Origin of the sequence: Serinicoccus kebangsaanensis (assembly GCF_008919445.1) — a bacterium.
Classification (GTDB): domain Bacteria; phylum Actinomycetota; class Actinomycetes; order Actinomycetales; family Dermatophilaceae; genus Ornithinicoccus; species Ornithinicoccus kebangsaanensis.
On record NZ_VSLG01000019.1, the window covers coordinates 26,004 to 50,441 of the forward strand.

The following is a 24,438-nucleotide window of genomic DNA, read 5'->3' on the forward strand; positions in this document are numbered from 1 at the left end:
TCCTCACCGCGCCGGCTGCGCTCGTGCCCAGGTGGTCCCGAGGCGGACCAGCTCCGCGAGCAGGGCGTCGTCGGAGGCCGCCGACGCCTCGCTGTGGACCCACTCGCGCATCGGGCGACCGCGCATCACCATCGGCTCGAGGCCCTCGCGACGGCTCAGCTCCTGCGCCAGCGCCTCGTCGACGTGGATCATCACGCCCTCGTCACCGGTCGCGGCGACCGCCATGTGCCCGTCGACGAGGAAGGCGAGCCCGCCGAACATCGCCTTCTCGACGACCCCCGTCTCCCCCGCCAGCAGGTCACGGATCCGCTGGGCCAGACCCTCGTCGTAGGCCATGTCAGACCCAGGACGCCGGCGGCGCCCAGTCGTCCGGCGGATCCTCACCGGCGCGGCCGTCGACCGCCTCCCGCAGCAGGTCGGCGTGACCCGTGTGCCGGGCATACTCCTCCAGGATGTCGAAGAGCATCCGGCGCAGGCTCATGTCGACACCCCACTGCTTGCCCCACTCGATGATGTGGTCCAGCCCGTGCTGCTCGATGTAGGCGCGCTGTCTGGCCCGGGTCGTGGCGACGGCCTCGACGTAGCGGTCGTACAGCTGGTCGGGCGTCTCCTCGGCCGCGCTGAGGAAGTCCCAGTCGGGCTGGGCCTCCCAGTCGACGTCGGTCCACGGGCTCCCGGGCGAGGACCCGTCCATCCGCCACGTGCCGGCCGTCACCTCGACCCCGCTGAGGTGCTTGAGCAGGCCACCGAGCGTGAGGGACGACGCCCCGACCCGGGTGCTCAGGCCGTCGGCGTCCAGCCCTTCGGCCTTCCACCAGAAGGTCATGCGTTGCCGGTCCAGCGCACCGAGCAGGTGACCGATCTCGTCACCGGCGACCGGCGGCTCCCAGGGGCGTTCGTCACTCATGGACGGCACGGTAGCGCCCGCGGCGGACAGATGGTGTCCGCCGCGGGCGCGGTGGCACCGACGGGGGTGGTCAGGCGACCATGCCGTGCGGGTCGATGACGAACTTCGTCGCCGCTCCCTGGTCGAACTCCTGGTAGCCGCGCGGAGCGTCGTCCAGGCTGATCGTCTGCGCGTTGACCGCCTTCGCGATCTGGGCACGGTCGTGCAGGATCATGTTCATCAGCTTGCGGTTGTAGCGCTTCACCGGGCACTGGCCGGTGGTGAAGTGCTGGGACTTGGCCCAGCCGAGCCCCAGACGGACGCCGAGCGTGCCCTCCTTGGCGGCGTCGTCCACGGCACCGGGGTCTCCGGTGACATAGAGGCCGGGTATGCCGATGCCTCCTGCCGCGCGGGTGATCGTCATCGCGTCGTTGAGCACGGTGGCGGGCGCCTCGTCCGCGCCCTGGCCGTGGCCCCGCGCCTCGAAGCCGACCGCGTCGACGGCGGCGTCGACCTCGCGCTCGCCCACGACCGCCTCGATCTTGTCGACCAGGTCGCCCTCGGCGGTGAGGTCGATCCCGACGCAGCCGAAGCTCTCCGCCTGCCCCAGGCGGTCGGCGTTCATGTCGCCGACCATCACCACGGCGGCACCGAGCAGCTGCGCGGCGTGGGCCGCGGCCAGGCCGACCGGGCCCGCGCCCGCGACATACACCGTCGACCCGGTGGTGACGCCGGCCGTGTAGGCGCCGTGGTAGCCGGTCGGGAAGATGTCGGACAGCATGGTCAGGTCCAGGATCTTCTCCAGCGCCTGGTCCCGGTCGGGGAACTTCAGCAGGTTGAAGTCGGCGTAGGGGATCATGACGTACTCCGCCTGACCACCGACCCAGCCGCCCATGTCGACGTAGCCGTAGGCGGCGCCGGCCCGCGCCGGGTTGACGTTCAGGCATACCCCGGTGTGTCCCTCGTTGCACATCCGGCACCGGCCGCAGGCGATGTTGAACGGCACCGAGCAGATGTCGCCCTTGTTCACGAAGAGGACGTCCTCGCCGGTCTCCACCACCTCCCCGGTGATCTCGTGGCCGAGCGACTGCCCGACCGGCGCGGTGGTGCGGCCCCGGACCATGTGCTGGTCGGAGCCGCAGATGTTGGTGGTCACGAGCTTGAGGATCGCCGCGTGCGGCGCCTTCCGGGCGATGCCGAAGTGGTCCGCCACCTCCTGCGGGATCTCCAGGCCGGGGTAGTCGACGGACTCGACCGCCACCTCTCCCGGACCCTTGTAGACAACGACTCTGTTGCTGGCCATGACGTCTCGCGCTCCTTCGTGCGGTCGTGGCCCCGGGGGTCGGCCGGGGCCCTGGGTGGCACCGCAGGCCGCCGGACCTCACCGTCCTCGCGCGGCCTGCGCCGCGCACCTGTTCACCCTCTCCCCGCTGGAGGGTCGGCGCAACCGCTGCCGGGTGGTACTTTCACGCGGGTGAGACGCCACGAGCTTCCCCCGCACAAGACCGCCACCTATGTCCTCCCGGACAAGAAGCTGGTCTACGTCTCGGTGCCGAAGGCGGCCTGCACCAGCCTGAAGTGGCTGGTCGCCGACCTCCAGGGGGAGTCGCGTGCGAGGTTCTACACGACCCTGAGCGAGGAGACCGGCCGCTCGATGACGGTGCACCGGCGCTCGAGGTGGCAGCACACCCCGATGCTGCACCAGCTCGACGAGGACCAGCTCGCCGAGATCACCCCCGACAACGGGTGGTTCGTCTTCGGGGTGGTGCGCCACCCCGCGTCCAGGTTCTGGTCCGGCTGGCAGTCCAAGATGCTGCTGCACGAGCCGCGCTTCGTGCGGAGGTATCCCGACGCCCAGTGGCCGCGCATCCCGAGCACGAGCAGCGACGTCGAGGAGGACTTCGCCCGGTTCAGCGAGGTCCTGGACAGCCCCGAGGAGCAGCCCATCCTCAGGGACCGGCACTTCATGCGGCAGACCGACCTGCTGCGCCTGGGCACCACGCCGTACGACCGGATCTACCAGACGTCCGAGATGGGGCAGCTGCTGACCGACCTCGCGGAGCACCTGCGGCCGCTCGGGGTGAGCGAGCTCCCGGAGATGCCGCACAGCAACGAGACGCCGCTGCGGCCCACCCGGTCCGTCCTCTCCCCCGCGGTGCTGGAGCGGATCAACCGTTACTACGCCGACGACATGGAGCGCTTCGGCTTCGACCCGGACAACCCCTCGGGCATGGACCAGCGCGAGAGCTACCCCGACTCGGAGCTGGTCGAGATCTCCCGCCTGGTCGAGCGCGGCGAGCGGATCGGGGACCTCGCGAAGATGGCGACCTCGGCCCGGCGCGAGCGCGCCAAGCTGGCCCAACGGGTCAAGGAGCTCGAGGGCGCCGCCCCGGCGTCGGCGAAGGCGCCCGTGAGCGTGCCGGCGACGAGGACCCGACGCAGGGTGGCCGGCGCCGCGCGGTCCCTCGCCCGTCGGGCGGTCCGGCGTCTGTCCAGGTAAGCCTGGCACGCTGCCGTCGTGCCCCCGCTCGACCTCGTCTGGGACCGGCTCACCACCACCCAGCCCGCGCTGTCCTGGCAGGTCAGCCTGCTCCTCGCCGTCGTCGTGCTCGTCATCACGTGGAGTCCTGCGGGCTACCGGCTGGTCCGCCACCTCATCACCCTCGTGCACGAGGCGGGGCACGCCGCAGTGGCCGCGCTGGTCGGGCGTCGCCTGAGCGGGATCCGGCTGCACTCGGACACCTCGGGGGTCACGGTGTCCCGCGGCCGCCCGCGCGGCCCGGGCATGGTGGCCACGGTGCTCGCGGGATATCCGGCGCCCGCCCTCGTCGGCCTCGGCGGGGCGCTGCTGCTCGGGCAGGGCTATGCCGCCGCGCTGCTGTGGTCCCTGGTCCTCGTGTGCGCGCTCATGCTGCTGCTCATCCGCAACCTCTACGGCCTCTGGGTCGTCCTGGTGACCGGCGTCGCCGTGGCGGCCCTGTCGTGGGCCGCCACGCCACCGGTCCTGAGCGCCACGGCATACCTCGTCGTCTGGGCGCTCCTCCTGGCGGCGCCGCGTGCGGTCGTCGAGCTGCAGCGGCAACGTCGCCGGCGGTGCGAGCGCGGCAGCGACGTCGACCAGCTGGCCCGGCTGACGGGGGTGCCGCCCGTGGTGTGGGTCGGGGTGCTGTGGCTGGTGTGCGTCGGCGCGCTCGTCGTCGGCGCGCGTGAGCTGCTGCCCCTCGGGTGACCTGACGTCCCGCGGTCCTCGCGCACCGGCTCAGGCGACGACGATCTCCACCTCGAAGCCCTGGACGTTCTCCAGGAAGAGGGCGGTGTGCCCGGGCCCGCCGGCGTGCGGGTAGGCCTCGGCGAACAGCTCGGACCAGCCGTGCTCGCCCGCCTGGGCGCGTATGCCGTCCAGGTCGGACCGGTGGTCGATGCGGAGGGCGAGGTGGTTGAGGCCGGCGCGCATCCGGTCGTGCGGTGCCGTCACGGCCGGGGACTGCTCGAGCGTGACGTAGGCCCCGCTCGGGTGCAGCCACACCCGGCCCTGCGGCCAGGCGGGGTCGTGGTCGGCGGCCCAGCCGAGGCGGGGCAGCAGCCAGTCGAAGGAGGGCTCGACCTGCGCGAGGTCGTGCGTCCAGAGCTCGATGTGGTGGACCGGGTTGCTCACCCGCCCGAGGCTAGCCTCGCCGCCCTAGTCGGACGGCATGATGATCCAGAGCACGATGTAGGCGATCACCTGCGGCCCGGGGAGCAGCACGGACAGCACGAAGAGCAGGCGCACGAGGCTGGCGCTCATGCCGAAGCGGCGGGCGAGGCCGGCGCAGACTCCGGCGATGACGCGGTCCTGGCGGGGGCGGACGAGGGCTGGTGCAGCAGTCATGTCCTCCACGCTAGGCGCGGCGGCGGGGCATCACCATCGGGTCCGCCACCCGGCCCGGGTGGGGCTACCCCCCGTCCGCCCTCTGCCCCCCTCAGGACCAACGTCGGGATAGCACAACCCTCATCGGGAAGTTCGCCGATGAAGGTTGTGCTATCCCGTGGTCACTCCCGGCTGGGGTGGGGGTTCGGGGCGGGGGTGGGGGATGGGGTGGGGCGGGTTCGGGGTGGGGGCGGGGGTGGGCTCGGGTGGGGTCAGCCGGGGGTATGCCGCGCCCGGGGCACCCGCGCCAGCCGCGCGACCTCGTCCGACGGCACCTCCTGGGCCTCCTGGGCGTGCCGCTCCGGCACCTCGTCCACGACCCGGTAGATCCCGTCGGCGCGGCGCACCCAGCGGTAGTCGACCAGCTCGCGCCGTAGGGACGCGACGTCCTCGTGCGCGGTGGCGAGGATCTCGTTGACCTCGCGCTCGGCATACTCCCGCCCGCGCTCGAAGCGGGTGAGCAGCTCCATCAGCACGGCGGCCCGCGCCCGACGCCGCGTCGGGATCGAGCGCAGCCGGTCGCCGTCGAAGAAGGAGCGCACCGCCTTGTCCGCGACGAGGTCGGTCTCGACCACGAGGGCGCGGCGGGGTGGCTCCGTGAGGAGTGCCGCACGGGCGGCGGTGTAGTTCTCCCCGGTGCGGGCCATCCGCTCACGCACCCGGGCCTTGAGGTCGGCGTCGGTCGTCATGCTCACTGCTGTCCGGTCGGTCACGCCCCAGCCGCGGCCGACCTCGGTGAGGTATGCCGTTGCGCCGGCCCCGGAGGATCTGCTCCCCTTCGCCGTGGGTGACCTGCGGGCTGGGCGCGGGTCCGGCTCGGTGTCAGGGCGACACCACGTGCACGATATCGCGGTCAGGCCCCTGCCGGCGCCTCTGCGTCCGTCGCCGCGGTGCTCTACTGTCGAGCGGTGACCGAGGCGCCACCCGACGGACGTCGGGCCACCGGCCAGCTCGCGCTGGTCTGCGTCATCAGCGTCCTGGCGCTGACCACGTGGTTCTCCGCGACGGCGGCCGCGCCGGCCCTGCGCCGCGAGTGGTCGATCGGCCCGGCGGCCGAGGCCCTGCTCACGGTCGGGGTCCAGCTCGGCTTCGTGCTCGGCGCGCTCGCGTCGGCCGCGACCAACCTGCCGGACCGCGTCCACCCACCACGACTGATCGGGATCGGGGCCGCGCTGGCGGCCGCGGCGACGACGGCCACCGCCACCCTCGCGGACGGACCGGTCACCGCCGTGGTGCTGCGGGTCGTCACCGGGGTCGCGCTCGCCCTGGTCTACCCCGTCGGGATGAAGGTCCTCGTCAGCTGGTTCGCGGTGCGCCGCGGCCTGGCCGTCAGCCTGATGGTCGGCTCGCTCGCGCTGGGCAGCATCTTCCCCCAGCTCGTCTCGGGTGCCCTGGCGCAGTCCTGGCGGCCGGCGCTGCTGATCACGGCCGGCCTCGCGGCGGTCGCGTCCCTGCTGCACCCCTGGCTGCGGGTCGGCCCGCTCCTGGATCGCTCGGAGGGCTTCCGCCCCGGCGTGCTGGTCGAGCTGTGGCGGCAGCCGGCCCCGCGGCTGGCCAACCTCGGCTACCTCGGCCACATGTGGGAGCTGTATGCCGTCTGGGCCTGGGCACCGGCCTTCCTCGTCGCCTCGCTGGCGGCCCGGGGCCAGGAGGCGCAGAGCGCCACGGTCGGGCTGGTCGTCTTCGTCGCCTTCGGGGTGTGCGGGCTGCTCGGCTGCGTGGTCGCCGGGTGGGTGGGTGACCGGATCGGGCGCGCCCGGGCCGCGGCGGCGGCGATGGTCGTCAGCGGGCTGTGCTGCCTCGGCGCCGCGCTCGCCTTCGGCGGACCGCTGTGGCTGCTCGTGCCGTTGCTCATGGTCTGGGGGGCGTCCGTCATCGCCGACTCCGCGATGTTCTCCGCCTGCCTCGGCACCGTGGTGGACCGGCGCTACGTCGGCACCGCGCTCACCCTGCAGACCGCCCTCGGCTTCCTCCTCACCATGGTCACCATCCAGGGGCTGCCGCTGGTCGCGGAGGCCACCAGCTGGCGGCTGGCCGTGGGGCTGCTCGCGGTCGGCCCGCTGCTCGGCTCGCTCGCCATGGTGCGGCTGCACCGGCTGCTCCCTCAGGACGCGGCCCCGGCCCCCGCCCCACGTCGCCCGGTGTAGACGCCCCGCAGGCGGAAACGCATACCTGGCTCGGCGAGCTCCTCGACGGCGTGCGCCGTCCACCCTGCGGTGCGGCCGCAGGCGAAGAGCACCGACCCGGCATCCCGCGGCAGGTCGTGCAGGTGCATCATCAACGCCAAGGCGGTGTCGACGTTGAGCACCCAGCCGCGCCGGACGGCCAGCTCCTCCTCCAGCAGCTCCAGCGCGCCGCGCGTCGCCTCGTCGCACTCCAGCCGGGCCAGCAGCAGCTGCGCACGCGGGTCCTGCTCGGTGTAGACCACGTGACCGAAGCCGGGTGGCGGCCGGTCGGCGACGAGCGCCGCGTCCAGCGCCGCGCCCGGGTCGCGCAGCGCGCCACGGAGCCAGTCGATAGCCAGGGCGGAGGCGCCGACGTGCAGCGGGCTGTCCGCGGCGGCGAGGCCGGCGAGCAGGGCCGAGGACAGGTCGCTGCCCGCCGAGACCGCCACCCGCACCGCTGTCGTGGACACCGCGAGGTCGTGGTCGGCGAGGAGGACGAGCACCAGGTCGACGAGGTCGGTTGGCAGGTCGAGGTATGCCGCGAGACCGGCCGCAACGGAGGTGTCCGGTGGCACACCGGTGAGCGAGGACACCATCGCGTCGGCCGCCCGGGCTCCGGCGAGCGCGACGGCCCCGGGGCGGCGGTCGTGCCGCCCCATGTCCGCCGCCCCGGCCACGAGCACGGCGTGCTTGAACCGGTCCAGCGCGGTGGTGCTCGCGGGCAGCGCCGCGACGAGGTCGCGCAGGGCGCTGTCCGCGGCGGGGTCGACGCAGACCGTGCGGTCGGTCGACGCAGACCGTGCGGTCGGTCGACGCAGACCGTGCGGTCGGTCGAGGGGTATGCCGGTGAGCAGGTCGCGGACCTCCTCGAAGGTCCACGCCTCCCCGCTCGGCACTCCGTCGTCGACCGGCACCGTCGCACCACCCTGCCCCGTCGCAGCGCCGGCGCCCACGAGGTCCCGGATGTCGCGCCCGCGGTAGGCCAGGCTCCCCGGACCGATCTCGGTGATCTGGGTGCGGACGTCGTCGCTGGTCGAGGGGTCGCGCGAGCGTCGCGAGTGTCGCGACCGGCCACCCGCACCGGACAGCGCCTGCACCTCGGCGACGTCGAAGAGGCTCCCGGTCCCCGGCACTCGGCGGCGGGGCGCCAGCACGCCCCGGCTGACGTAGGCATACACCGTCTGGACCTTGACACCCAGGTAGTCGGCGACCTGCTGGGTCGTCAGCTCGCCCCTCATGTTGACGTGATCAACGTTGACACACGATCAACTCTAGCGGCACCCTCGGCCCATGACCACGGCACCAGCAGGACTCAAGGGCCTCGTCGTCGCGCAGACCCGGACCGGCGACGTGAAGGGGCAGGACGGCTTCTACCACTTCCGGGAGTACTCCGCCGTCGACCTGGCCCGGCACCGCACCTTCGAGGACGTCGCCCACCTCATGGTCGGGGGCCACCTGCCGTCAGCAGCCGAGGCGGACGCCTTCGCCGCCGAGCTGGCCGCCGCGTCGACCATGCCGCACGAGCTGCTCGAGGTCCTGCTCGCCATCGCCCGGTCCGGTGCGGACCGCGCCTCCCTGGCCCGGCTGCGCACCGCGATCTCGATGCTGGGCTCGCTCGAGGACTTCCCCGCGAGCTACGGCGCCGAGCCGGAGCAGGTGCGCGCGGGCGTCGTCCGGCTCATCGCCCTGACGCCCGTGCTGCAGGCGGCCATCCACCGGCTCCGGCGCGGCGAGACGCCGCTGCCGCCGCGCCCCGAGCTGGGTGCCGCCGGCAGCTGGCTGTGGATGCTCACCGGCGAGGAGCCGGCGCCGGAGCACACCGCGGCGGTCACGGCATACCTCATCAGCACGATCGACCACGGCTTCAGCGCCTCCACCTTCACCGCGCGCGTGGTCACCTCGGCCGGCGCCGACGTGGCCTCGGCGGTCTGCGGCGCCCTCGGCACCTTCGCCGGGCCGCTGCACGGCGGTGCCCCCGACCGGGCGCTGGACTCCCTCGACGAGATCGGGACCCCGGACCGGGCCCGGGGATGGGTGCGTGAGCGGGTCGCCGCCGGCGAGCGGATCATGGGCTTCGGGCACGCGGTCTACCGCACCACCGACCCCCGGGCCGTCCTCATGCGTGACCACGCCGAGCGGCTCGGCGGACCGCTGGCGGAGCTGGCGGTGGCCGTGGAGCGCGAGGTCGTCGCCGCGCTGGCCGAGCTGAAGCCGGGCCGGGAGCTGCACACCAACGTCGAGTTCTACGCCGGTGTCGTCATGGAGCAGTGCGGCATCCCGCGGGAGATGTTCACCCCGACCTTCGCGGTGGCCCGGGTCGTCGGCTGGGGCGCCCACATCCTGGAGCAGAGCGCCGACCCAAGGATCATCCGGCCCTCGGCGGAGTATGTCGGCCCGCCGGCGCCGGCACCGCTGCCCTGAGCACTAGTCTGCTGCGGTGACCCCCGCTCCCCCGTCCCGCACGCTCTGCGCCGACGGCATCCGGCTGACGACGATCTCGACGGGGGCGGCGGTGGCGGGGCTCCGGCTCGAGGACAGCGAGGGCGGCTGGACCGACGTCGTCCTGGGTCACGCGGACCGTCGTTCCTACCGGCACGGGGGATACCTGGGAGCCGTCATCGGGCGGGTCGGCAACCGGATCGACCGCGGGCGGTTCGAGCTGGACGGCGCGACCCACCAGGTGTCGGTCGACGAACGCGGCAACGCGCTGCACGGCGGCGTGGAGGGCTTCGACCTGCGGGAGTGGGAGCTCGTCGACGCCGCGGCGGACCACGTGACCTGGGGTCTGGTCTCGCCCGCCGGCGACCAGGGCTTCCCCGGTGAGGTGCGGGTGCAGGTGCGCTACCGGCTCAGCCCCGGCGAGGTGAGGCTCGACTACTCCGCCACCACGACCGCCCCGACCCCGCTCAACCTCACCCACCACGCCTACTTCAACCTGGACGGCGAGTCCTCGGGCACCATCCGGGAGCACCGGCTGCAGGTCGAGGCCGACACCTTCATCCCCACCCGCCCGGACCAGATCCCGACCGGCGAGGTGCGCGAGGTCGCAGGCACCGCCTTCGACCTCCGCCAGCCGACGCCCCTCGCGGCGCCGCTCTCCGCGGCGGACGAGCAGGTGCGGATCGCCGGCGGCATCGACCACCACTTCGTGGTGCGCGGTGAGGGTATGCGCCGGCACGCGACCCTCGTGGGCGGCTCGGGGCGCCGGCTGGAGGTCTGGAGCGACCGGCCCGGGGTGCAGGTCTACACCGGCGACCACTTCGACGGGACGATCACGGGGATCTCGGGGTCGGCATACCACCGCGAGGCGGGCGTGGCCCTGGAGACCCAGGGCCCGCCCGACGCGATCAACCAGCCGGGCTTCCCCTCGCCGGTGCTGCGCCCCGGCGAGACCTTCCGGTCGTGGACCGTCTGGCGAGTGGGCACCTCCGACCCGATCTGACGGTCAGCGGACGGGGACGTCCCGGCGGCGCAGGCCGACGAAGCCGGCCGCCACCAGCGCCGCACCGACCACGGTCAGCACGACCGCACCGGACGCGGAGGCACCCTCGCCGACGACGTCCTGCCCCACGGCCAGGTAGGGCGAGGCGTCCAGCAGCGCGTCCGGCAGCCCCAGCCCGGGGCCGAGGTAGGCCAGCAGCGCGGCCACCGCGAAGACCGCCCAGGCGAGGCCGAAGCCCCGCGGCAGCCAGCCGAAGAGCGCCACGACCAGGCCGAGGAAGATCACCGCCGTCGGGGCGTATGCCGCGGCCCCGGCGAGCAGCTCACCCACCCACGAGTCGTCCTCCAGCGAGGCGGCGGCGGTCCCGCCCAGCGCGAGGGCGCCGACGGCTCCGATGACCGCGGCACCGACGACGACGATCGCCAGGTGGGTGGCCATCCAGCCGCCCCGGGACCGGCGGGAGGACAGCTCGACCTCCATCCGGGCACTCTCCTCCTCCCGGCGCAGCCCGCCGACCGCCATGACGACATAGGCCGTCACCAGCATCGCGAGCATCATCAGGAAGGTCGACATCACCGGTGAGAGCACCAGCTCGGCGGCCTGCTCCTCCGAGCCCCCACCGGCACCGAGGAAACCGCCCAGGGCGGGGTTGTCCAGCACCGCGTCGACGATCTCCTGGGCCAGCGAGCCGAAGACCGCCATGAGTGCGGCGCCGCCGACCGCCCAGCCGATCACCGCGCCGCGCTGCTGGTGCCAGGCCAGGCCGACCGGGGTCCGCAGGGCCCGCGAGGCCCGGGGCGTGGCCCGCCGCGGCTGCACCAGGGCGCTGCCGACGTCCCGACGGCCGCGCAGCCAGAAGGCGAGGACCAGCAGCAGCGCCCACGCCGCCAGGGGCAGCGCCAGCGGCCACCACCGGGCGTCGTCGCCGAAGGTGCGCAGCTCGTCCACCCAGCCGTGCGGGCTGGCCCAGACCAGGGCGCTCTCCTGCAGCGCCCCGACCCCGCGCACCAGGTAGGACGCGACGGCCAGCGCCAGGCCGATCCCCCACACGGCGCGGTTGTGCTCGACGACCTGCGCCGCCACCGCGGTGAGGCCCACGAAGACGAGACCGAGGCCGGCGACCCCGAGGCCGTAGCGGACCGAGCCGGTGGCGTCGGCGTCGAAGGCGACCATCGCCGCGCCGATGCCGAGCCCGGCCAGGACCACCGCCGCGCTGGCGAGCAGGGCCGCGGCCACGAGCGGGGCATACCGACCGACCCGGGCCGCGAGCAGCAGCTCCAGCCGGCCGGTCTCCTCGTCCCGGCGGGTGTGCCTGGCGGTCAGCGCGATCGCCATGACCGGCACCCCGAAGGACATGACGAAGCCGAACTCGTTGGCGAAGACGCCACCCAGGGTGTCCAGCCCGGCGATCCGGCCGTTGAGGACGGCGATGGCGTCGCCGCCGAGGCTCGCGGCATAGCCTGCGACCTTCTCCGGGGTGTCGTAGAGCGCCGCGATGGAGGACCCGGTGAGGACCATGACGCCGATCAGCGCCACCACCCAGGCGACCAGCCCCTTCCACCCGGTGCGCCAGGCGATCCCGGTCATGGTGCCGACGCCGTGGACCGCGCTCATCGCGCACCGACCAGGGTCTCGTCGCCCGCGTAGGCCTGCAGGAAGAGGTCGTCCAGGCTCGGCGGCGTCACGGTGAGGGTGTGGATGCCGGCGTCGTGCAGCACACCCACCAGCCGGCCGACCGCGTCCGGCTCGGCCGACGCGTGGACCTCGTGCCGGCCCTCGTCGTCGGTGCCGGTCTCGACGTCGCTGACCCCGGGCATACCCTCCAGGGCGGGCCGCTGGTCGGTGACCGCGCGCACCGTGGAGTGGGTATGCCGTCGCAGGTCCGTCAGCGTGCCGGTCGTGACCGTGCGGCCGGCGCGGATGATCGAGACCCGGTCGGCCAGCGCCTCGACCTCGCCGAGGATGTGGCTGGAGAGCAGCACGGTCGTGCCCTGCTCCCGGCGCTCACCGACGACCTGCTGGAAGACCTCCTCCATCAGCGGGTCCAGGCCCGAGGTCGGCTCGTCCAGCACGAGCAGCTCGGAGTCGGTGGCGAGCGCGGCGACGAGGGAGACCTTCTGCCGGTTGCCCTTGGAGTAGTCGCGCGAGCGCTTGCTGGGGTCGAGGTCGAAGCGGTCGATCAGCTCGGCCCGCCTCGACTCGTCGATCTGCCCGTGCGCGCGGGCCAGGATGTCGATGCACTGACCGCCGGTGAGCCCGGGCCACAGCGTCACGTCCCCCGGCACGTAGGCGAGCCTGGAGTGCAGCTCCACGGCGTCCGCCCACGGGTCACCGCCGAAGAGCCGGGCGGAGCCGCCGTCGGCCCGCATCAGGCCGAGCAGGATGCGGATGGTGGTGGACTTGCCGGCGCCGTTCGGGCCGAGGAAGCCGTGCACCTCGCCGCGGTCGACGACGAGGTCCAGCCCGTCCAGCGCGGTGGTGCGGCCGAAGGTCTTGCGCAGACCGTCGATCTCGATGAGGTGGTCGCTCATGGCGTGCCTTTCGCGTCGGGGGTGAGCATGAGGGCGAAGAGGGAGTACATGTCGGTGCCCCAGCGGTCGATCCCCTCCGGGGCCAGCGGGTCGAAGCCGAGCATGTCGCTCAGCGGTCCGCGCAGCAGGACCCCGCCGAGGTCCATCGCGAGCAGGGCGGCGGCGCGGACCTGCGGGTCCGGCCCCGGGTCGAGGACCCCGGCGTCCCGCCACCGCAGCAGCAGGCCGAGGGTGAGGTCGTACCAGCCGCGGAGGATGGCCCGCGCCCGCTCGTCGTCGGTGAGCAGCATGCGGCGCAGGTAGGGCAGCACCGGGGAGTCCCCGGGGAAGAGCTCGGCGAAGGACCCGAACTTCTGCGTCGGCTCCTCGCCGAGGGCCGCCGCGAGCTCCTGGTCGGCGACCTGGGCCTCACCGAGCAGCCCGTCGAACAGGCCGAGGATGTGCTCGTCGCAGGCGGCCCGCAACCCGTCCTTGGAGCCGTAGTGGTGCACGACCAGGCCGGGTGAGACCTCGGCCGCCGCGGCGATGCGGCGGACCGTCGCGGCCTCGAAACCCTCGTCGGCGAAGAGCCGCAGGGAGGCGTCGCGGATCCGCGCCTTCGTGGTGAGGTCTGAACGCATGTTCAATACCTTAAACGATCGTTCAATCGCACGCAAGGTGCGAGACTGGGGGCATGAGCCAGCCAGCCACCCGCAGGGTCGACGTCCCCGCCTGGGCGAACCGCGTCATACCCGTGCTGGTGCTCGTCGCCGTGATGTGGGTGACCGAGATCGTCGACCTGCTGCTGCCGCTGCCGCTGGACCAGTTCGGCATCCGGCCGCGGGACCCGGGGCACCTGGCCGGCATCGTGCTCAGCCCGTTCCTGCACCTGGGCTTCGGCCACCTGATGGCCAACACCGTGACGCTGCTCGTGCTCGGCTCACTGCTCGCCCTGACCACACGGCACCTGTGGCTGGTCACCGGCGGCGTGGTCCTGCTCGGCGGGCTGGGCGTGTGGCTGCTCGGTGGCCCGAACACGGTCCACATCGGCGCCAGCGGCGTCGTCTACGGGTATGCCGCGTTCCTCGCCGCCTACGGCTTCGTCGCCCGGCGGGTGGGGCAGGCGCTGCTCGGCCTGCTCGTCATCGTCGTCTACGGCTCCATGCTGTGGGGCGTGCTGCCGGTGCGCGAGGGCGTGTCCTGGCAGGCGCACCTTTTCGGGGCGGCCGCCGGTGTGGCGCTGGCGTTCTGGCTGGGGCGGCGCGACCGCGACCGCGACACGGCACCCGCCCGGCGCTGATCCGGCGACCCGACCGGCCGCACGGTTTGCACCGACCGGCCGCACGGTCTGCGTCGACCGGCCGCACGGTCTGCGTCGACCGGCCGCACGGTCTGCGTCGACCGGCCGCACGGTCTGCGCCGACCGGCCGGTGGGTCAGGCGTCCCAGGCCGTGACGTGCCGCGCCTCGTAGATCAGGATGTCGTCGGCGCCCGGGACCTGCACCATCGCGGCGAGCCCGAAGCCCATGTCCGTCGGGCCGGAGGTGAAGATCGCCCCGCGCTGGGTCAGCTCGGCCATGGTGGCCTCGATGTCGTCGCAGACCAGCGCGATCTCGTGATGGCGTGACCCGTTGTAGCCCGGCGAGGAGGTGGGATGCACGCCCAGCTCGCTCGGCCCGGTCGCGAAGATCAGCCAGTCCGCCGGGTCCTGCGACCCGGAGTCGCCGCCGCTGCGCCTCCCCTCGTCCCCGCTGCCCGGCTCGGCCACGAACGGCCACCGCAGGACGTCCTTGAGGAAGGCGCGGGTCGCGGTCGGGTCGTCGCTGTAGATGAGGGTGTGCACCGCCGTGATCATGACTCGACGCTAGCGAGGAATGCCGCGCCCCACCAGGCGTTGACCAGGGTATGAAGCGCATCGGCTTTCTCTCCTTCGGCCACTGGACGCCGCACCCCCAGTCCGCGACGCAGTCCGCCTCGGACGTCCTGCTGCAGTCGATCGACCTGGCCGCCGCGGCCGAGGACCTCGGCGCCGACGGCGCCTACTTCCGGGTGCACCACTTCGCCCGCCAGCTGGCCTCGCCCTTCCCGCTGCTCGCCGCCGTTGGCGCGCGGACGCAGCGGATCGAGATCGGCACCGGCGTGATCGACATGCGCTACGAGAACCCGCTCTACATGGTGGAGGACGCCGGGGCCGCCGACCTCATCGCCGGTGGTCGCCTCCAGCTGGGCATCAGCCGCGGCAGCCCGGAGCAGGTCGTCGAGGGTTACCGGCACTTCGGTCACGACCCTGCGGACGGTGAGAGCGACGCGGACATGGCGCGACGGCATACCGCCCGCTTCCTCAAGGCGCTCTCGGGCGAGGGGTTCGCCGAGCCGAGCCCCCGCCCGATGTTCCCCAACCCGCCCGGGCTGCTGCGCCTGGAGCCGCACAGCGAGGGCCTGCGCGAGCGGATCTGGTGGGGTGCCGGCACCCGCGCGACCGCCGAGTGGGCGGCCGGTGAGGGGATGAACCTCATGAGCTCGACCCTGCTCACCGAGGACACCGGCGTCCCCTTCCACCAGCTGCAGGCCGAGCAGATCCAGGTCTTCCGCGACGCGTGGACCGCCGCCGGTCACGACCGGACGCCCCGGGTGTCGGTGAGCCGCAGCGTCTTCCCGCTGCGGACCGCCCAGGACCACGCATACTTCGGGCTCGAGCGGCGCAGCTCCGACCAGGTCGGGATCATCGACGGCGTGCGCGCGACCTTCGGCAAGACGTATGCCGCCGAGCCGGACGAGCTCGCGCGTCAGCTGGCCGCCGACGAGGCCGTCGCCGCGGCGGACACGCTGCTGCTGACGGTCCCGAACCAGCTCGGCGTCGACTACTGCGCGCACGTGATCGAGGGCGTGCTGGAGGTGGCCGCCGAGCTCGGCTGGCGCTGAGGAGGTCCCGACCGTCGAATTCGACCTTGCCTTCTCGCGCCATGGCGACGTTTCCCATAGTCGAAATCGGGCCGAACCTCGATTTTCGACCGTGCTTTTTCGCGCCATGGCGACGATTCCAGTAGTCGAAATCGAGGGGCAGGTCACTCGGCGACGCGGAACTCGCCGACCTCGCGGTGCGTGAGCGCGACCCAGGCCCCCGCGGCCAGGCAGGCGAGCGAGCCGAGCAGCGCGGACCAGGCCGGCGTGGTGAGCCCGGCGACGAGGCCCGCGCGGGCGTTGCCGACGTCCGGCCCGGCGACGCCGATGACGTGCTCGACCGCCGACACCCGCCCCAGGTGGCTGTCCGACGTGGCCAGCTGCACCATCGCGGCCCGTGAGGTGACCGACACCGTGTCGGCAGCTCCCGCCACGACGAGGGCGCCCAGCGCTGCCCACGCCACGCCGGTGAGCGAGGCGACGCCGAAGCCGAGCAGGGCCAGGCCCCAGACCCCGACCGCGAGCAGCTGGACCACGCCGAGGCGGCGCCGACGGGTGACCAGGCCGGATCCCAGCCCGGCGGTGACCCCACCGATGGCGATGCAGGTGAGGAAGAGGCCGAGGGTGCGCGGGTCGCCGCCGAAGAGGGACTGGTTGACCATCGGGAAGAGCGCCACCGGGAAGGCGAGCAGCGTCGCCGCCAGGTCGAGGAGGAACGACCCGCGCAGCACCGGGTCGCGACGCACCTGCCCCACGCCCTCACCCAGCAGGACCAGCGCAGTGCGGACGCGGCGTCGCAGCCTCGCGGACCGCGGGACGGGGTATGCCTGCTCGGCCTCGGCGGGGCCGCGCGCCGGCGCCGCGCCGTCCACGTCCCCGCTCCCGGGCGGTGGCGTGGGCCGCTGCGGTGGCATCGCCGGCAGGGTCCACACGGTCCACGCGCTGACGACGAGCGCGACGGCGTTGACCAGGTAGCACAGGGCGGGTGAGGCGACGCCCAGCAGCAGACCGCCCACGGCCGGGCCGGCCATCATGGCCACCTGGAAGCTGATCATGTGCAGCGCGATCGCCGCTGGCACGAGGGTACGGGGCATGAGGCGGACGATGAAGGTGCGTCGCGCCGGGGCACCGAGCGCGCTGCAGGCGGTCTGCAGGCTGAGCACGGCGAGCAGGAGCGGCAGCGGGTAGAGCCCCACCGCGAGCTGCGCGCCGAGCACGAGCGCCGCGGCGGCCTGCCCGAGGGTGGCCCCGAGGGCGACGCGGCGCCGGTCCAGGACGTCGGCGACCGGACCGCCGACCAGTCCCATGACGATCATCGGGACCGCCTGCGCGACCCCGATCGAGGCGACCCAGAAGGGGTTCCGCGTCATCTCCCAGACCTGGAAGAGCACCGCCACGACGGCGACCTGGTGCCCCAGCCCGGACAGCGCACCGCCGACCCAGAGGCGGCGGTAGGGACGGCTGTGCCGCAGCGGCGTGAGATCGATCAGGGCGCTGCCGGCCCGAGGCCCGCTCACCTCACCCCACCGGGCGTCGCTCCTGGTTGCCCTGGTCCTGACCGAGCGTCGGTCGTGGTTGTCCGAGCCGTCACGCTCCGTCCCTCCCGAGGTGCTCCTCCAGCCGCTCGGCGAACGACCGGCGACCCAGTGCTGCGGCCATGTCCGCGGCGACCTGGGTCGCGGCATACGGCAGCTCGGCGTCCAGCTCGGCGATCGCCGCCTCGGTCGCCCGCCACTCCGCCTCGGCCAGCGGGACGAGCGCCCGGCCGCGGTCGGTCAGGGTGACGACCCGGGTGCGGCCGTCCTCGCCCGGCTCGCTGCCGACCAGGCCCGCCTGGCGCATCTGGGCGACGGTCTGCGACAGCGCCGAGTGGGTGCGGTCCAGCTCGCCGGCGAGCGCGGTGATGGTCATGGGTCCCACGTGCGCCAGCCGCACCAGCGGGAGGATGAAGCGCGACCTGACCTCGCCCTCGCCGCGGGCGCGGTAGACCTCGGTGATCGCCGCGTCGATGTCGGCGAGGACGTCGAAGAGCTGCTTGAAGTGGCTGGTGCGGGTCGGGTCGGTCGATGTCACAGCGCTAATATAACAGCACTGTTGGAAATCCGCGGTCGCATGGCGATGAGGTGCGTCGGTCCCGTGAATCAGACTGAGGCATGAGCACCGACCTGGTCCCCTCCCTCTTCGGGCTGGAGGACGCCTTCAACGGCTTCTCCGTCGACGACCTCGACGCCGCCGAGGCCTTCTACCGCGACACCCTCGGCATACCCGTCGACCGCACCTACGGGGCGATGGACCTGCTGCAGCTCCGGCTGGGTGCCCGCTCCGTGCTGGTCTATCCCAAGGGCCCGGCGCACGCCCCCGCCAGCTACACCGTGCTCAACTTCCCGAGCGACGACGTGCATGCCACGGTCCGGGAGCTGACCGAGCGAGGGCTGAGCTTCCTGCGCTACGACGGTATGCCGCACGACGAGCTGGGGGTGATGACCGGCGGTGGGCCGCTGATCGCGTGGTTCACCGACCCGGCCGGCAACGTCCACTCGGTCATCCAGCGGGACGACTGACCGGGCACCGGCCGCAAGGGGCTGGGCGGCTGGTAGACCTGAGCCATGAGACTCCTGCTGCTCGGCGGCACCGCCTTTCTCGGCCGTGCCGTCGCCATCGAGGCCATGGGTCGTGGCCACGACGTCACCTGCCTCGCCCGGGGCAGCGCGCCTCCCCCGGACGGCGTCACCTTCGTGCGCGCCGACCGGGACGAGCCGGACGCGCTGGCCGAGGTGCGCGGCCAGGACTGGGACGCGGTGCTCGACGTGACCCGGCAGCCGGGGCAGGTGCGTCGTGCGGTCGCCGAGCTGCGCACCCCGCACTGGGTTTTCGTCTCCACCGCCAACGTGTATGCCCCCGCGCCGGGCCTCCGGCCGGTCGAGACCGACCCGTTGCTCGAGCCGCTGGCCGGCGAGGTGATGGAGTCGATGGAGGACTACGGACCGGCCAAGGTCGCCTGCGAGCAGGCCGCGGCCGACGGCATGGCGGCGACCGGGGGCACCGCGACCCTGGCCCGCGCGGGGTTGATCGCCGGCCCGGGCGACGAGTCGGGGCGCGTCGGCTACTGGCCCTGGCGGTTCGCGCACCCCAGCGGCTCGGACGTGATCGTGCCGGACGACCCCGACTTCCCGGTCGCCTTCATCGACGTGCGGGACCTCGCTGGCTGGCTGGTGGACGCGGCCGAGCAGCGGTTGGAGGGGGCATACAACGTCACCGGCGAGGTGGTGTCGCTGACCGACGTGCTGGCGGCCGCCGCGGACGCGGCCGGCGCGAGCGTGCCGGCCCGGCCGGTCGCGCCGCAGACCCTGGCCGAGCTGGGCGTCGCGCCGTGGATGGGCCCGCGGTCGCTGCCGCTGTGGATCGACGACCCGGACCTGCGGGAGTTCGCGGCGCTGAACATCTCCCGGGCCGTGGGCTCGGGCCTGCGGCTGCGGCCGCTCGCGACCACGCTGGCCGACACGCTCGCCTGGGAGGAGACCCGGCATACCCCGCGGCGGGCCGGCCTCACGGACGACGAGGAGCGGGAGATCCGCGCCGCGCTCGACGCCGGCTGACCCCACACCCCACCGGGCGTCGCCTGTGGTCACCCCACACACCACCGGGCGTCGCCTGTGGTCACCCCACACCCCACCGGGCGTCGCCCGTGGTGGCGACACGAAAGTCCTCTCTTTGATGGCTTCCGGGCCAATCGCGTTCTGAGTCCGTCTATCGAGTCACGCCAGCTCGCGCTGGAGATGGACGGTACGCGGGCGCCCCAGCTGGCTCGAAATGTGTCGTTACTGGACCAGAGTCGCCAGCACGCCTTAGCGTTCGAAACGCTCCGTTATGGGTGGCGACCGACGGCGGCCCCCATCTCAAGCCCGACGCCGCTCTCCCGATCGGCTGGGTCGCCGTCGGCTACCCGGACCGTCTGATCCGACCCTGTGATCACGAGCAGCACTGTGTGTGGCGTCGACCGTGCACCTCGATGCGCAGATGTGCCGCCGCCAGTCCACCCTGTAGGGACCGAGTCACGTTGACCTGTGCCGTAGGAGGTCCCTGTCCCGGTGAGTATGTGCGGACGGGTCCAGTGAGACGCGCCAGGTTGGCTTGAACTCTTGCCACCACACCAGCCCGCGGTGTCGCCGTTCGTGGTTTGGCTTGTGGGACCGCTCGTACATGTAGAGGGTTGAGCGCTGGTCAACTATCGACGCGACGTCGGTCGGTAGACCAACTCTTGCGTGTTCCCGTCCAGGGTCCGGCTCTCCAGCAGCTCGAGGTCGAAGTCTCCCGCTCCTCGGAAGACGGGGAAGGCGCCCGTCTTGGCCGAGATCACAGGGAAGACCGTCAGCTGGATCCGGTCCACGAGACCTGCGGCCATGAGCGACCAGTTCAGGGCCAAGCTGGCTTGCGACCGTAGCGGGCGGTCCGAGGTCGCCTTGAGATGCCGCACCACGGCGACGGCGTCGCCACGCTCGATAGTGGCTTCAGGCCAGCCCAGGGTGCTCTGCAGGGTGGAGGAGATGACAGTTGCTGGGGCGCGCCACGTGCGGAGGTTCCACTCATCGAGTGCGTTCGGGTCATCCAGTGCGGTCATGATCGCGGCGTTCTCGCGGAAGAAGTTGGCTCCGAAGATCATTCGGGGCTCGGGGTCGAACAGTGAGGCGCGGTGTTCGAGCAGTTCGGGGCCCTGCTTGCTCCAGTAGCCGCCCCAGTTTGCCCCCTCGGCGTAGCCCCCGTATCCGTCGAGGGTGGAGAAGACATCCCAGGTGTAGGTGGCGCTCATCCAGCAACTCCTTCGCTTCGGTTATCGCCGGTCGACGCTCAGACCGGACCAGTGATCAAGACTCATCTCGCCGCGCTCGCACGTGCCGCGCCGGTCACGCTGCGCGTGACGATTCCGGTTGCGGCGTGACGCCTGCAGGTCACCAATCTCACATGAGCGGGCGTCAGGAAGGGTCGTCGGCGAAGGTCTCGGTGACCAGGTGGGTGTCCATGTACTCGCGGATCTCGTGGATCTGGCCGTCTGTGAAGTCGAGCACCCAGCAGTAGTTGTTGTCGTATCTGCGGCCGTCGGGTGTTGCGCTGCTGCCGGTGTGCTCGACCACCACGTGGTCTCCGTCGGCGTAGATGTGGTGCACCCGGGTGGTGCCGCTGTCGTCCAGCGTGTCCGCCACACCGCTGAACAGGTCTTCGATCACAGCTTGCTTGCCCTCGAAGGTCTTGGACCACCGATCGACGCCCATCCATCGCCACCTCACATCCTCAGCCATGGCCTCGAGAAGCGGCCGGTGGTCGCCGCTGGCCAAGGCATCGAAGATGCCGCGTACCCGATCCTTGTGCCTCATCTCCTGCTTAGTCCCTTCCGTGGGGCTGCTGGTCTCCTGTTGCCTGCCGGGTCGTGGTCGACTCTGCTCACTGAACTGTCTTCACGAATCGACATTCCGCTCAGGTTGGCCTCCGACGGAATGGATGTCGTAGCGAACGTGGGTGAGGGTGCCCCAGTCTTCGCTCAGCGTCTGTGACAGCGAGAGGGGTTCGGTCAGCAGCGCGACGCCGGTCCCGAGGACCACTGGGAGCACGAAGAGATCGAGCTCGTCCAGCTCGCCGGCAGCGGCGAGCTGGTTCATCAGGGCCAGTGATCCCCAGATCACGATGTCACCAGGCCCGTGGTGGCGGGCTTGGCGGACGTGTTCGACGGCATCAGTCACCACCGTCGCCGGTTCCCCGTCAGCCCAGGGCGCCTGGTTCAGGGACCGTGATGCGACCACTTTCGGCACGGTGTTCACCGTGTCGGCGATCGTCTCGGTAGATGTCGGCCAGTAGCTGACGAACGACTCGTAGGTCCTCCGGCCCAGCAGCACGTGCTGGATGCTCGGGCGCAACTCGACGTTGTACCGCTGGCTGCGTTCGTCGGCCCCGGGGGCCACGTGCGCGAAGAGTGCGTCCTCGCCGTCGGTCCCGCTGGCGAACCCGTCGAGCGAGACCCACTGCTGCGCGATGATCCTGGTCATGCTCGCGGCCTCAGTCGGTGACCGGTCGGTGCCGCATGAGCACGATCCCGGACCGGAACGTCTTCGCCTCGAGGAGCTCCAGTCGTGGGACCTGGTAGCCGTCGGGGAAGAGGCGACGTCCGGCGCCCTGCACGACCGGGTAGACGAACAGTCGGTACTCATCGACCACGCCTGCGGGGATGAGGGCGTGGACCAGGCTGATGCTGCCGGTGCAGACGATGTCCTGGCCCTCGGTCCGCTTCAACGCCCGGACCTGCTCGACCGGGTCGCCGGAGAGCACGACCGACCGGTCCCAGCCCGGGTCGGTCATCGTGGAGCTCACGACGTACTTCGTCACCCTGTTCAGGGTGTCGGTGACCCCGGTCCGGTCGTCGGTCTGCTGCGGCCAGTAGCCGCGCATGTCCTCGAACGTCCGCCGGCCGAAGAGCACCGCATCGTTCGTCGCGTCCTGCCGGGCCATCTCCTCGATCAGGTCGTCCTGGTCCTGCTCCGCCTCGGGCGAGAACCAATCGGTGCCCTCGAGCATCTCGATCGACCCGTCCAAGGTGATGTTCTGGGTCACGATCAGCTGTCGCATACTCAAACTCTCCTCACTGCTGAGTGAACGTTGTTCACCTGCTACCCTAACGCTGTTAGAGCAGGAGTCAAGAGAAAGGTCCTCGTGGTCCAACCCAGACCCCCCGGCGATCCGCGCGTCAAAATCACGCCAGAGTCCATCGCGGACACCGCACTGGCGATGATCCGCGAGGCTGGAGTCGACTCGATGACCATGCGGGCGCTGGCGGCCCGGTTGGACGTGAGCGCACCGGCGCTCTACCACCACGTCGCAGGGCGCGAGGAGCTGCTCGACCTGGTCGCGCGCCGGGTACCGGCCGACTCCGGGGACACCCAGATCTGCCTGGACTCGGTCACCACCATCGAGGAGTACGTCGCACTGGCCCGCCCCGGCTCCCTCGCGCTGCGCGACTACTACCTGGCCCACCCAGGGCTCGCCCGGGTCATGCTGGATCGAGTTGGCGGCCGCGGACACGACAGCGTCGACGACCGCCACCAACGCACCGCCGCCGACATCGCGGCGCTTATCCGTTGCGGGCTCGACCCGACCGTGGCTTCTACGACCTACGACACCATGGCCCGGTGGACCCTGGCCGCCATCGCCGCCGAACACGATGCCCAACCCACCCCCTCCGCCAACGCATCCTTCGCCCACGGACTGGACCTCCTCCTAGCCGGCCTCGTCGCCACCGCCAAGAACCCACTCGCAAGACCCACGTCAGATACATGACCCGGGGACAGGCTTGTCGGCCCTAGGCTCGAAACGGTCGCCACCGGACAGGTCCTCAGGAGCTGATGAGCACGCCTGCGGAGACGGAAAGATAGAACGGCGACGGGACCACGGGCCGCCTCCCCCGCAAGAGCCGCTGCGCGATGAAACGCGGCCATGATGGAGCCTCGCGGACCCCGGTGACGTACACGACAGTGCGGCCGGTGTCGGCGTCATAGAGCACGCCAGGGCCGTAGACGCCCCGCGCGAGCGATGCAGGCATCCCGGCATCTGCGGTGTTCAGCACGTGGCGCGGCACCGACCATGAGGAACGATCAGCGGAGAGCTCGCGGGTCGTGCTCACCCACAAGCCCTGCTCCGGGAATCCTCCGGTGCCATGCAGGTCCGGTCCTCGGGCGAGCACCATCAGCCACCCATCTCTCGTGCGGGCGATGGTGTTGTCGAAGAACCCCTTCGCCGGCGTGGAGAACACCCGCGGTACCGACCAGGACACCCCGTCCACGCTCTCGGTGACACGCAGCTCATAGTCCGGGTACTCCCCCGGCCCGATCTCGTGGGGATTGGCCTGGAACCACATCACGTACCGACCGCGGTCGTGGACGACGAGCGGTTCGAGAACACTGGACCGTGGTGCGGTCCCTCGGATCAGCGGCTCATCGCGGCGCACCCACGCGCCGTCGATCAGTTCCAGGGCACCGATCGCGTAGCTGCTGTCGGGGCCGTACTGCTTCTTCGACGCTCGCCCGGTGTAGTAGACGCGGGCAGGCTGGCCGTCGGCCGCGGGCACGAACGAGGGGGTATGCATACCCTCGGCATCCCAGGCGTCCTTAGGCGGGTCCACGGTGAGGGCACGGGCACGGCCACGCGCGTCACAGACAAACCGCCAGGAACGGCTCCCCGGGTCGGCGCCAGGGGTCAGGGTCGCGGTGTAGAGACGGTTGCGGAAGGACGTCGAGAACCCTCCGAGGAACATCGTCGGACCCCATCAATGACGTGCACATCAGGATCACCGACGCCCAGCACACCCCGCGGCATCGGCCCACCCACCATGTCCCACAACGAAACGATGGCAGACGGGGGAACGATCTGAAACACGGCGACCTCCACGGAATCGAACACGCCAAGCAGGCGCGGACTCCCCTGCTGATCAGGTAGGTCGGTGAAGCAAGCCTACCAGTGCCCGGCCGGGGGGATCGATGGTGCCGGTCCACCGAGCACCGTGCGCGGCGGCCAGTTGAGTCCCGCATAGTGGTGTAGCGCGGTCACCGTGATCGTTCCCGGCGTGTACGTCGGGCGCGGACGCGGCC

28 protein-coding genes are annotated in these 24,438 nt (G+C 72.1%); 10 read left to right on the top strand and 18 right to left on the bottom strand.

The window, feature by feature from the left end; genetic code table 11:
• Nucleotides 1-3: 3 nt before the first annotated feature.
• The 3 genes from FXF60_RS15365 to fdhA all read right to left on the bottom strand — a co-directional run bounded on the left by FXF60_RS15365 (nt 4) and on the right by fdhA (nt 2,189).
• Nucleotides 4-336, bottom strand: a complete 333-nt coding sequence (locus tag FXF60_RS15365; protein ID WP_151526853.1) for a TfoX/Sxy family protein — start codon at nt 334-336, stop codon at nt 4-6.
• A 1-nt stretch (nt 337) separates the two neighbouring features.
• The gene (locus FXF60_RS15370) at nt 338-907 is read right to left on the bottom strand and encodes a mycothiol transferase (RefSeq protein WP_151526854.1); all 570 of its coding nucleotides are present in this window, start codon (nt 905-907) and stop codon (nt 338-340) included.
• Between the two features lie 70 nt (nt 908-977).
• Nucleotides 978-2,189: a formaldehyde dehydrogenase, glutathione-independent gene (fdhA, locus tag FXF60_RS15375; RefSeq protein WP_151526855.1), complete on the bottom strand. Its 1,212-nt coding sequence runs from the start codon at nt 2,187-2,189 to the stop codon at nt 978-980.
• A 171-nt stretch (nt 2,190-2,360) separates the two neighbouring features.
• On the opposite strand from fdhA, the gene FXF60_RS15380 reads away from it, so the two are divergent.
• Both FXF60_RS15380 and FXF60_RS15385 read left to right on the top strand, forming a co-directional pair.
• A complete protein-coding gene (locus FXF60_RS15380) occupies nt 2,361-3,386 on the top strand; it encodes a sulfotransferase family 2 domain-containing protein (protein WP_192796774.1) in 1,026 nt (341 codons plus the stop codon).
• 18 nt (nt 3,387-3,404) lie between these two features.
• Nucleotides 3,405-4,115 carry a M50 family metallopeptidase gene (locus tag FXF60_RS15385; RefSeq protein ID WP_151526857.1) on the top strand — a complete coding sequence of 237 codons (711 nt, stop codon included), beginning with the start codon at nt 3,405-3,407 and terminating at the stop codon, nt 4,113-4,115.
• A gap of 30 nt (nt 4,116-4,145) precedes the next feature.
• Here FXF60_RS15385 and FXF60_RS15390 read toward each other — a convergent pair whose 3' ends face one another.
• The 3 genes from FXF60_RS15390 to FXF60_RS15400 all read right to left on the bottom strand — a co-directional run bounded on the left by FXF60_RS15390 (nt 4,146) and on the right by FXF60_RS15400 (nt 5,482).
• On the bottom strand, nt 4,146-4,541 hold the full coding sequence (locus tag FXF60_RS15390; protein ID WP_151526858.1) for a VOC family protein: 396 nt from the start codon (nt 4,539-4,541) through the stop codon (nt 4,146-4,148).
• Nucleotides 4,542-4,565: 24 nt separating this feature from the next.
• Nucleotides 4,566-4,754: a PspC domain-containing protein gene (locus FXF60_RS15395; protein WP_151526859.1), complete on the bottom strand. Its 189-nt coding sequence runs from the start codon at nt 4,752-4,754 to the stop codon at nt 4,566-4,568.
• Between the two features lie 251 nt (nt 4,755-5,005).
• A complete protein-coding gene (locus tag FXF60_RS15400) occupies nt 5,006-5,482 on the bottom strand; it encodes a DUF2087 domain-containing protein (protein WP_151526860.1) in 477 nt (158 codons plus the stop codon).
• A gap of 219 nt (nt 5,483-5,701) precedes the next feature.
• Here FXF60_RS15400 and FXF60_RS15405 point away from each other — a divergent pair, with 219 nt between their 5' ends.
• Nucleotides 5,702-6,940 carry an MFS transporter gene (locus tag FXF60_RS15405; RefSeq protein ID WP_151526861.1) on the top strand — a complete coding sequence of 413 codons (1,239 nt, stop codon included), beginning with the start codon at nt 5,702-5,704 and terminating at the stop codon, nt 6,938-6,940.
• Here FXF60_RS15405 and FXF60_RS15410 read toward each other — a convergent pair.
• Complete coding sequence (locus tag FXF60_RS15410) at nt 6,898-8,196, bottom strand: citrate/2-methylcitrate synthase (RefSeq protein ID WP_151526862.1); 1,299 nt, start codon at nt 8,194-8,196, stop codon at nt 6,898-6,900. The two genes, FXF60_RS15405 and FXF60_RS15410, sit on opposite strands and share 43 nt — an antisense overlap.
• 52 nt (nt 8,197-8,248) lie before the next feature.
• On the opposite strand from FXF60_RS15410, the gene FXF60_RS15415 reads away from it, so the two are divergent.
• Together FXF60_RS15415 and FXF60_RS15420 are read left to right on the top strand one after the other, a co-directional pair.
• Nucleotides 8,249-9,379: a citrate/2-methylcitrate synthase gene (locus FXF60_RS15415; RefSeq protein WP_151526863.1), complete on the top strand. Its 1,131-nt coding sequence runs from the start codon at nt 8,249-8,251 to the stop codon at nt 9,377-9,379.
• Between the two features lie 16 nt (nt 9,380-9,395).
• Nucleotides 9,396-10,400: an aldose epimerase family protein gene (locus tag FXF60_RS15420; RefSeq protein ID WP_151526864.1), complete on the top strand. Its 1,005-nt coding sequence runs from the start codon at nt 9,396-9,398 to the stop codon at nt 10,398-10,400.
• A gap of 3 nt (nt 10,401-10,403) precedes the next feature.
• Here FXF60_RS15420 and FXF60_RS15425 read toward each other — a convergent pair whose 3' ends face one another.
• The 3 genes from FXF60_RS15425 to FXF60_RS16605 are packed head-to-tail and all read right to left on the bottom strand — an operon-like array spanning nt 10,404 to nt 13,551.
• Nucleotides 10,404-12,014 carry an ABC transporter permease gene (locus FXF60_RS15425; protein ID WP_151526865.1) on the bottom strand — a complete coding sequence of 537 codons (1,611 nt, stop codon included), beginning with the start codon at nt 12,012-12,014 and terminating at the stop codon, nt 10,404-10,406.
• The gene (locus FXF60_RS15430; RefSeq protein WP_151526866.1) at nt 12,011-12,931 is read right to left on the bottom strand and encodes an ABC transporter ATP-binding protein; all 921 of its coding nucleotides are present in this window, start codon (nt 12,929-12,931) and stop codon (nt 12,011-12,013) included. Before FXF60_RS15430 ends, FXF60_RS15425 begins: the two co-directional genes overlap by 4 nt.
• Nucleotides 12,928-13,551, bottom strand: coding sequence for a TetR/AcrR family transcriptional regulator (locus FXF60_RS16605; RefSeq protein WP_192796775.1), 624 nt, complete (start codon nt 13,549-13,551; stop codon nt 12,928-12,930). Before FXF60_RS16605 ends, FXF60_RS15430 begins: the two co-directional genes overlap by 4 nt.
• 53 nt (nt 13,552-13,604) lie before the next feature.
• Between FXF60_RS16605 and FXF60_RS15440 the strand changes: the two genes are divergently transcribed.
• Entirely contained in the window at nt 13,605-14,210 is a 606-nt protein-coding gene (locus FXF60_RS15440; RefSeq protein WP_151526867.1) for a rhomboid family intramembrane serine protease, read from the top strand.
• Nucleotides 14,211-14,345: 135 nt separating this feature from the next.
• Here FXF60_RS15440 and FXF60_RS15445 read toward each other — a convergent pair whose 3' ends face one another.
• A complete protein-coding gene (locus FXF60_RS15445; protein ID WP_151526868.1) occupies nt 14,346-14,765 on the bottom strand; it encodes a VOC family protein in 420 nt (139 codons plus the stop codon).
• A gap of 50 nt (nt 14,766-14,815) precedes the next feature.
• On the opposite strand from FXF60_RS15445, the gene FXF60_RS15450 reads away from it, so the two are divergent.
• Nucleotides 14,816-15,832, top strand: a complete 1,017-nt coding sequence (locus FXF60_RS15450; protein ID WP_151526869.1) for an LLM class flavin-dependent oxidoreductase — start codon at nt 14,816-14,818, stop codon at nt 15,830-15,832.
• A 143-nt stretch (nt 15,833-15,975) separates the two neighbouring features.
• Here FXF60_RS15450 and FXF60_RS15455 read toward each other — a convergent pair whose 3' ends face one another.
• Both FXF60_RS15455 and FXF60_RS15460 read right to left on the bottom strand, forming a co-directional pair.
• Nucleotides 15,976-17,328, bottom strand: coding sequence for an MFS transporter (locus FXF60_RS15455; protein ID WP_238335889.1), 1,353 nt, complete (start codon nt 17,326-17,328; stop codon nt 15,976-15,978).
• Nucleotides 17,329-17,398: 70 nt separating this feature from the next.
• Entirely contained in the window at nt 17,399-17,884 is a 486-nt protein-coding gene (locus tag FXF60_RS15460; protein ID WP_151526871.1) for an HVO_A0114 family putative DNA-binding protein, read from the bottom strand.
• A gap of 80 nt (nt 17,885-17,964) precedes the next feature.
• Between FXF60_RS15460 and FXF60_RS15465 the strand changes: the two genes are divergently transcribed.
• Complete coding sequence (locus FXF60_RS15465) at nt 17,965-18,372, top strand: VOC family protein (RefSeq protein WP_151526872.1); 408 nt, start codon at nt 17,965-17,967, stop codon at nt 18,370-18,372.
• A gap of 45 nt (nt 18,373-18,417) precedes the next feature.
• Nucleotides 18,418-19,407, top strand: coding sequence for an NAD-dependent epimerase/dehydratase family protein (locus FXF60_RS15470; protein WP_151526873.1), 990 nt, complete (start codon nt 18,418-18,420; stop codon nt 19,405-19,407).
• A gap of 629 nt (nt 19,408-20,036) precedes the next feature.
• Here FXF60_RS15470 and FXF60_RS15475 read toward each other — a convergent pair.
• From FXF60_RS15475 to FXF60_RS15490, 4 genes are all read right to left on the bottom strand, one after another.
• Nucleotides 20,037-20,618, bottom strand: a complete 582-nt coding sequence (locus tag FXF60_RS15475; protein WP_151526874.1) for a dihydrofolate reductase family protein — start codon at nt 20,616-20,618, stop codon at nt 20,037-20,039.
• 163 nt (nt 20,619-20,781) lie between these two features.
• Nucleotides 20,782-21,180 (bottom strand): nuclear transport factor 2 family protein, encoded by a 399-nt coding sequence (locus tag FXF60_RS15480; RefSeq protein ID WP_151526875.1) that lies wholly within the window; start codon nt 21,178-21,180, stop codon nt 20,782-20,784.
• Nucleotides 21,181-21,261: 81 nt separating this feature from the next.
• A complete protein-coding gene (locus FXF60_RS15485; protein WP_151526876.1) occupies nt 21,262-21,846 on the bottom strand; it encodes a dihydrofolate reductase family protein in 585 nt (194 codons plus the stop codon).
• A 10-nt stretch (nt 21,847-21,856) separates the two neighbouring features.
• A complete protein-coding gene (locus FXF60_RS15490) occupies nt 21,857-22,423 on the bottom strand; it encodes a dihydrofolate reductase family protein (RefSeq protein WP_151526877.1) in 567 nt (188 codons plus the stop codon).
• An 84-nt stretch (nt 22,424-22,507) separates the two neighbouring features.
• Here FXF60_RS15490 and FXF60_RS15495 point away from each other — a divergent pair, with 84 nt between their 5' ends.
• Nucleotides 22,508-23,131 (top strand): TetR/AcrR family transcriptional regulator, encoded by a 624-nt coding sequence (locus tag FXF60_RS15495; RefSeq protein WP_302849037.1) that lies wholly within the window; start codon nt 22,508-22,510, stop codon nt 23,129-23,131.
• Nucleotides 23,132-23,186: 55 nt separating this feature from the next.
• Here FXF60_RS15495 and FXF60_RS15500 read toward each other — a convergent pair whose 3' ends face one another.
• Nucleotides 23,187-24,104 (bottom strand): hypothetical protein, encoded by a 918-nt coding sequence (locus tag FXF60_RS15500; RefSeq protein ID WP_202879667.1) that lies wholly within the window; start codon nt 24,102-24,104, stop codon nt 23,187-23,189.
• Nucleotides 24,105-24,438: the final 334 nt, after the last annotated feature.

What these genes read in the sequence shown, in the direction of transcription:
- FXF60_RS15365 (WP_151526853.1), bottom strand. Translation starts at nt 336, where the DNA reads ATGGCCTACGACGAGGGTCTGGCCCAGCGGATCCGTGACCTGCTGGCG.
- FXF60_RS15370 (WP_151526854.1), bottom strand. Translation starts at nt 907, where the DNA reads ATGAGTGACGAACGCCCCTGGGAGCCGCCGGTCGCCGGTGACGAGATC.
- fdhA (WP_151526855.1), bottom strand. Translation starts at nt 2,189, where the DNA reads ATGGCCAGCAACAGAGTCGTTGTCTACAAGGGTCCGGGAGAGGTGGCG.
- FXF60_RS15395 (WP_151526859.1), bottom strand. Translation starts at nt 4,754, where the DNA reads ATGACTGCTGCACCAGCCCTCGTCCGCCCCCGCCAGGACCGCGTCATC.
- FXF60_RS15400 (WP_151526860.1), bottom strand. Translation starts at nt 5,482, where the DNA reads ATGACGACCGACGCCGACCTCAAGGCCCGGGTGCGTGAGCGGATGGCC.
- FXF60_RS15410 (WP_151526862.1), bottom strand. Translation starts at nt 8,196, where the DNA reads ATGAGGGGCGAGCTGACGACCCAGCAGGTCGCCGACTACCTGGGTGTC.
- FXF60_RS15415 (WP_151526863.1), top strand. Translation starts at nt 8,249, where the DNA reads ATGACCACGGCACCAGCAGGACTCAAGGGCCTCGTCGTCGCGCAGACC.
- FXF60_RS15425 (WP_151526865.1), bottom strand. Translation starts at nt 12,014, where the DNA reads ATGAGCGCGGTCCACGGCGTCGGCACCATGACCGGGATCGCCTGGCGC.
- FXF60_RS15430 (WP_151526866.1), bottom strand. Translation starts at nt 12,931, where the DNA reads ATGAGCGACCACCTCATCGAGATCGACGGTCTGCGCAAGACCTTCGGC.
- FXF60_RS16605 (WP_192796775.1), bottom strand. Translation starts at nt 13,551, where the DNA reads ATGCGTTCAGACCTCACCACGAAGGCGCGGATCCGCGACGCCTCCCTG.
- FXF60_RS15440 (WP_151526867.1), top strand. Translation starts at nt 13,605, where the DNA reads ATGAGCCAGCCAGCCACCCGCAGGGTCGACGTCCCCGCCTGGGCGAAC.
- FXF60_RS15445 (WP_151526868.1), bottom strand. Translation starts at nt 14,765, where the DNA reads ATGATCACGGCGGTGCACACCCTCATCTACAGCGACGACCCGACCGCG.
- FXF60_RS15450 (WP_151526869.1), top strand. Translation starts at nt 14,816, where the DNA reads ATGAAGCGCATCGGCTTTCTCTCCTTCGGCCACTGGACGCCGCACCCC.
- FXF60_RS15465 (WP_151526872.1), top strand. Translation starts at nt 17,965, where the DNA reads ATGAGCACCGACCTGGTCCCCTCCCTCTTCGGGCTGGAGGACGCCTTC.
- FXF60_RS15470 (WP_151526873.1), top strand. Translation starts at nt 18,418, where the DNA reads ATGAGACTCCTGCTGCTCGGCGGCACCGCCTTTCTCGGCCGTGCCGTC.
- FXF60_RS15475 (WP_151526874.1), bottom strand. Translation starts at nt 20,618, where the DNA reads ATGAGCGCCACCTACACCTGGGATGTCTTCTCCACCCTCGACGGATAC.
- FXF60_RS15480 (WP_151526875.1), bottom strand. Translation starts at nt 21,180, where the DNA reads ATGAGGCACAAGGATCGGGTACGCGGCATCTTCGATGCCTTGGCCAGC.
- FXF60_RS15485 (WP_151526876.1), bottom strand. Translation starts at nt 21,846, where the DNA reads ATGACCAGGATCATCGCGCAGCAGTGGGTCTCGCTCGACGGGTTCGCC.
- FXF60_RS15490 (WP_151526877.1), bottom strand. Translation starts at nt 22,423, where the DNA reads ATGCGACAGCTGATCGTGACCCAGAACATCACCTTGGACGGGTCGATC.
- FXF60_RS15500 (WP_202879667.1), bottom strand. Translation starts at nt 24,104, where the DNA reads ATGTTCCTCGGAGGGTTCTCGACGTCCTTCCGCAACCGTCTCTACACC.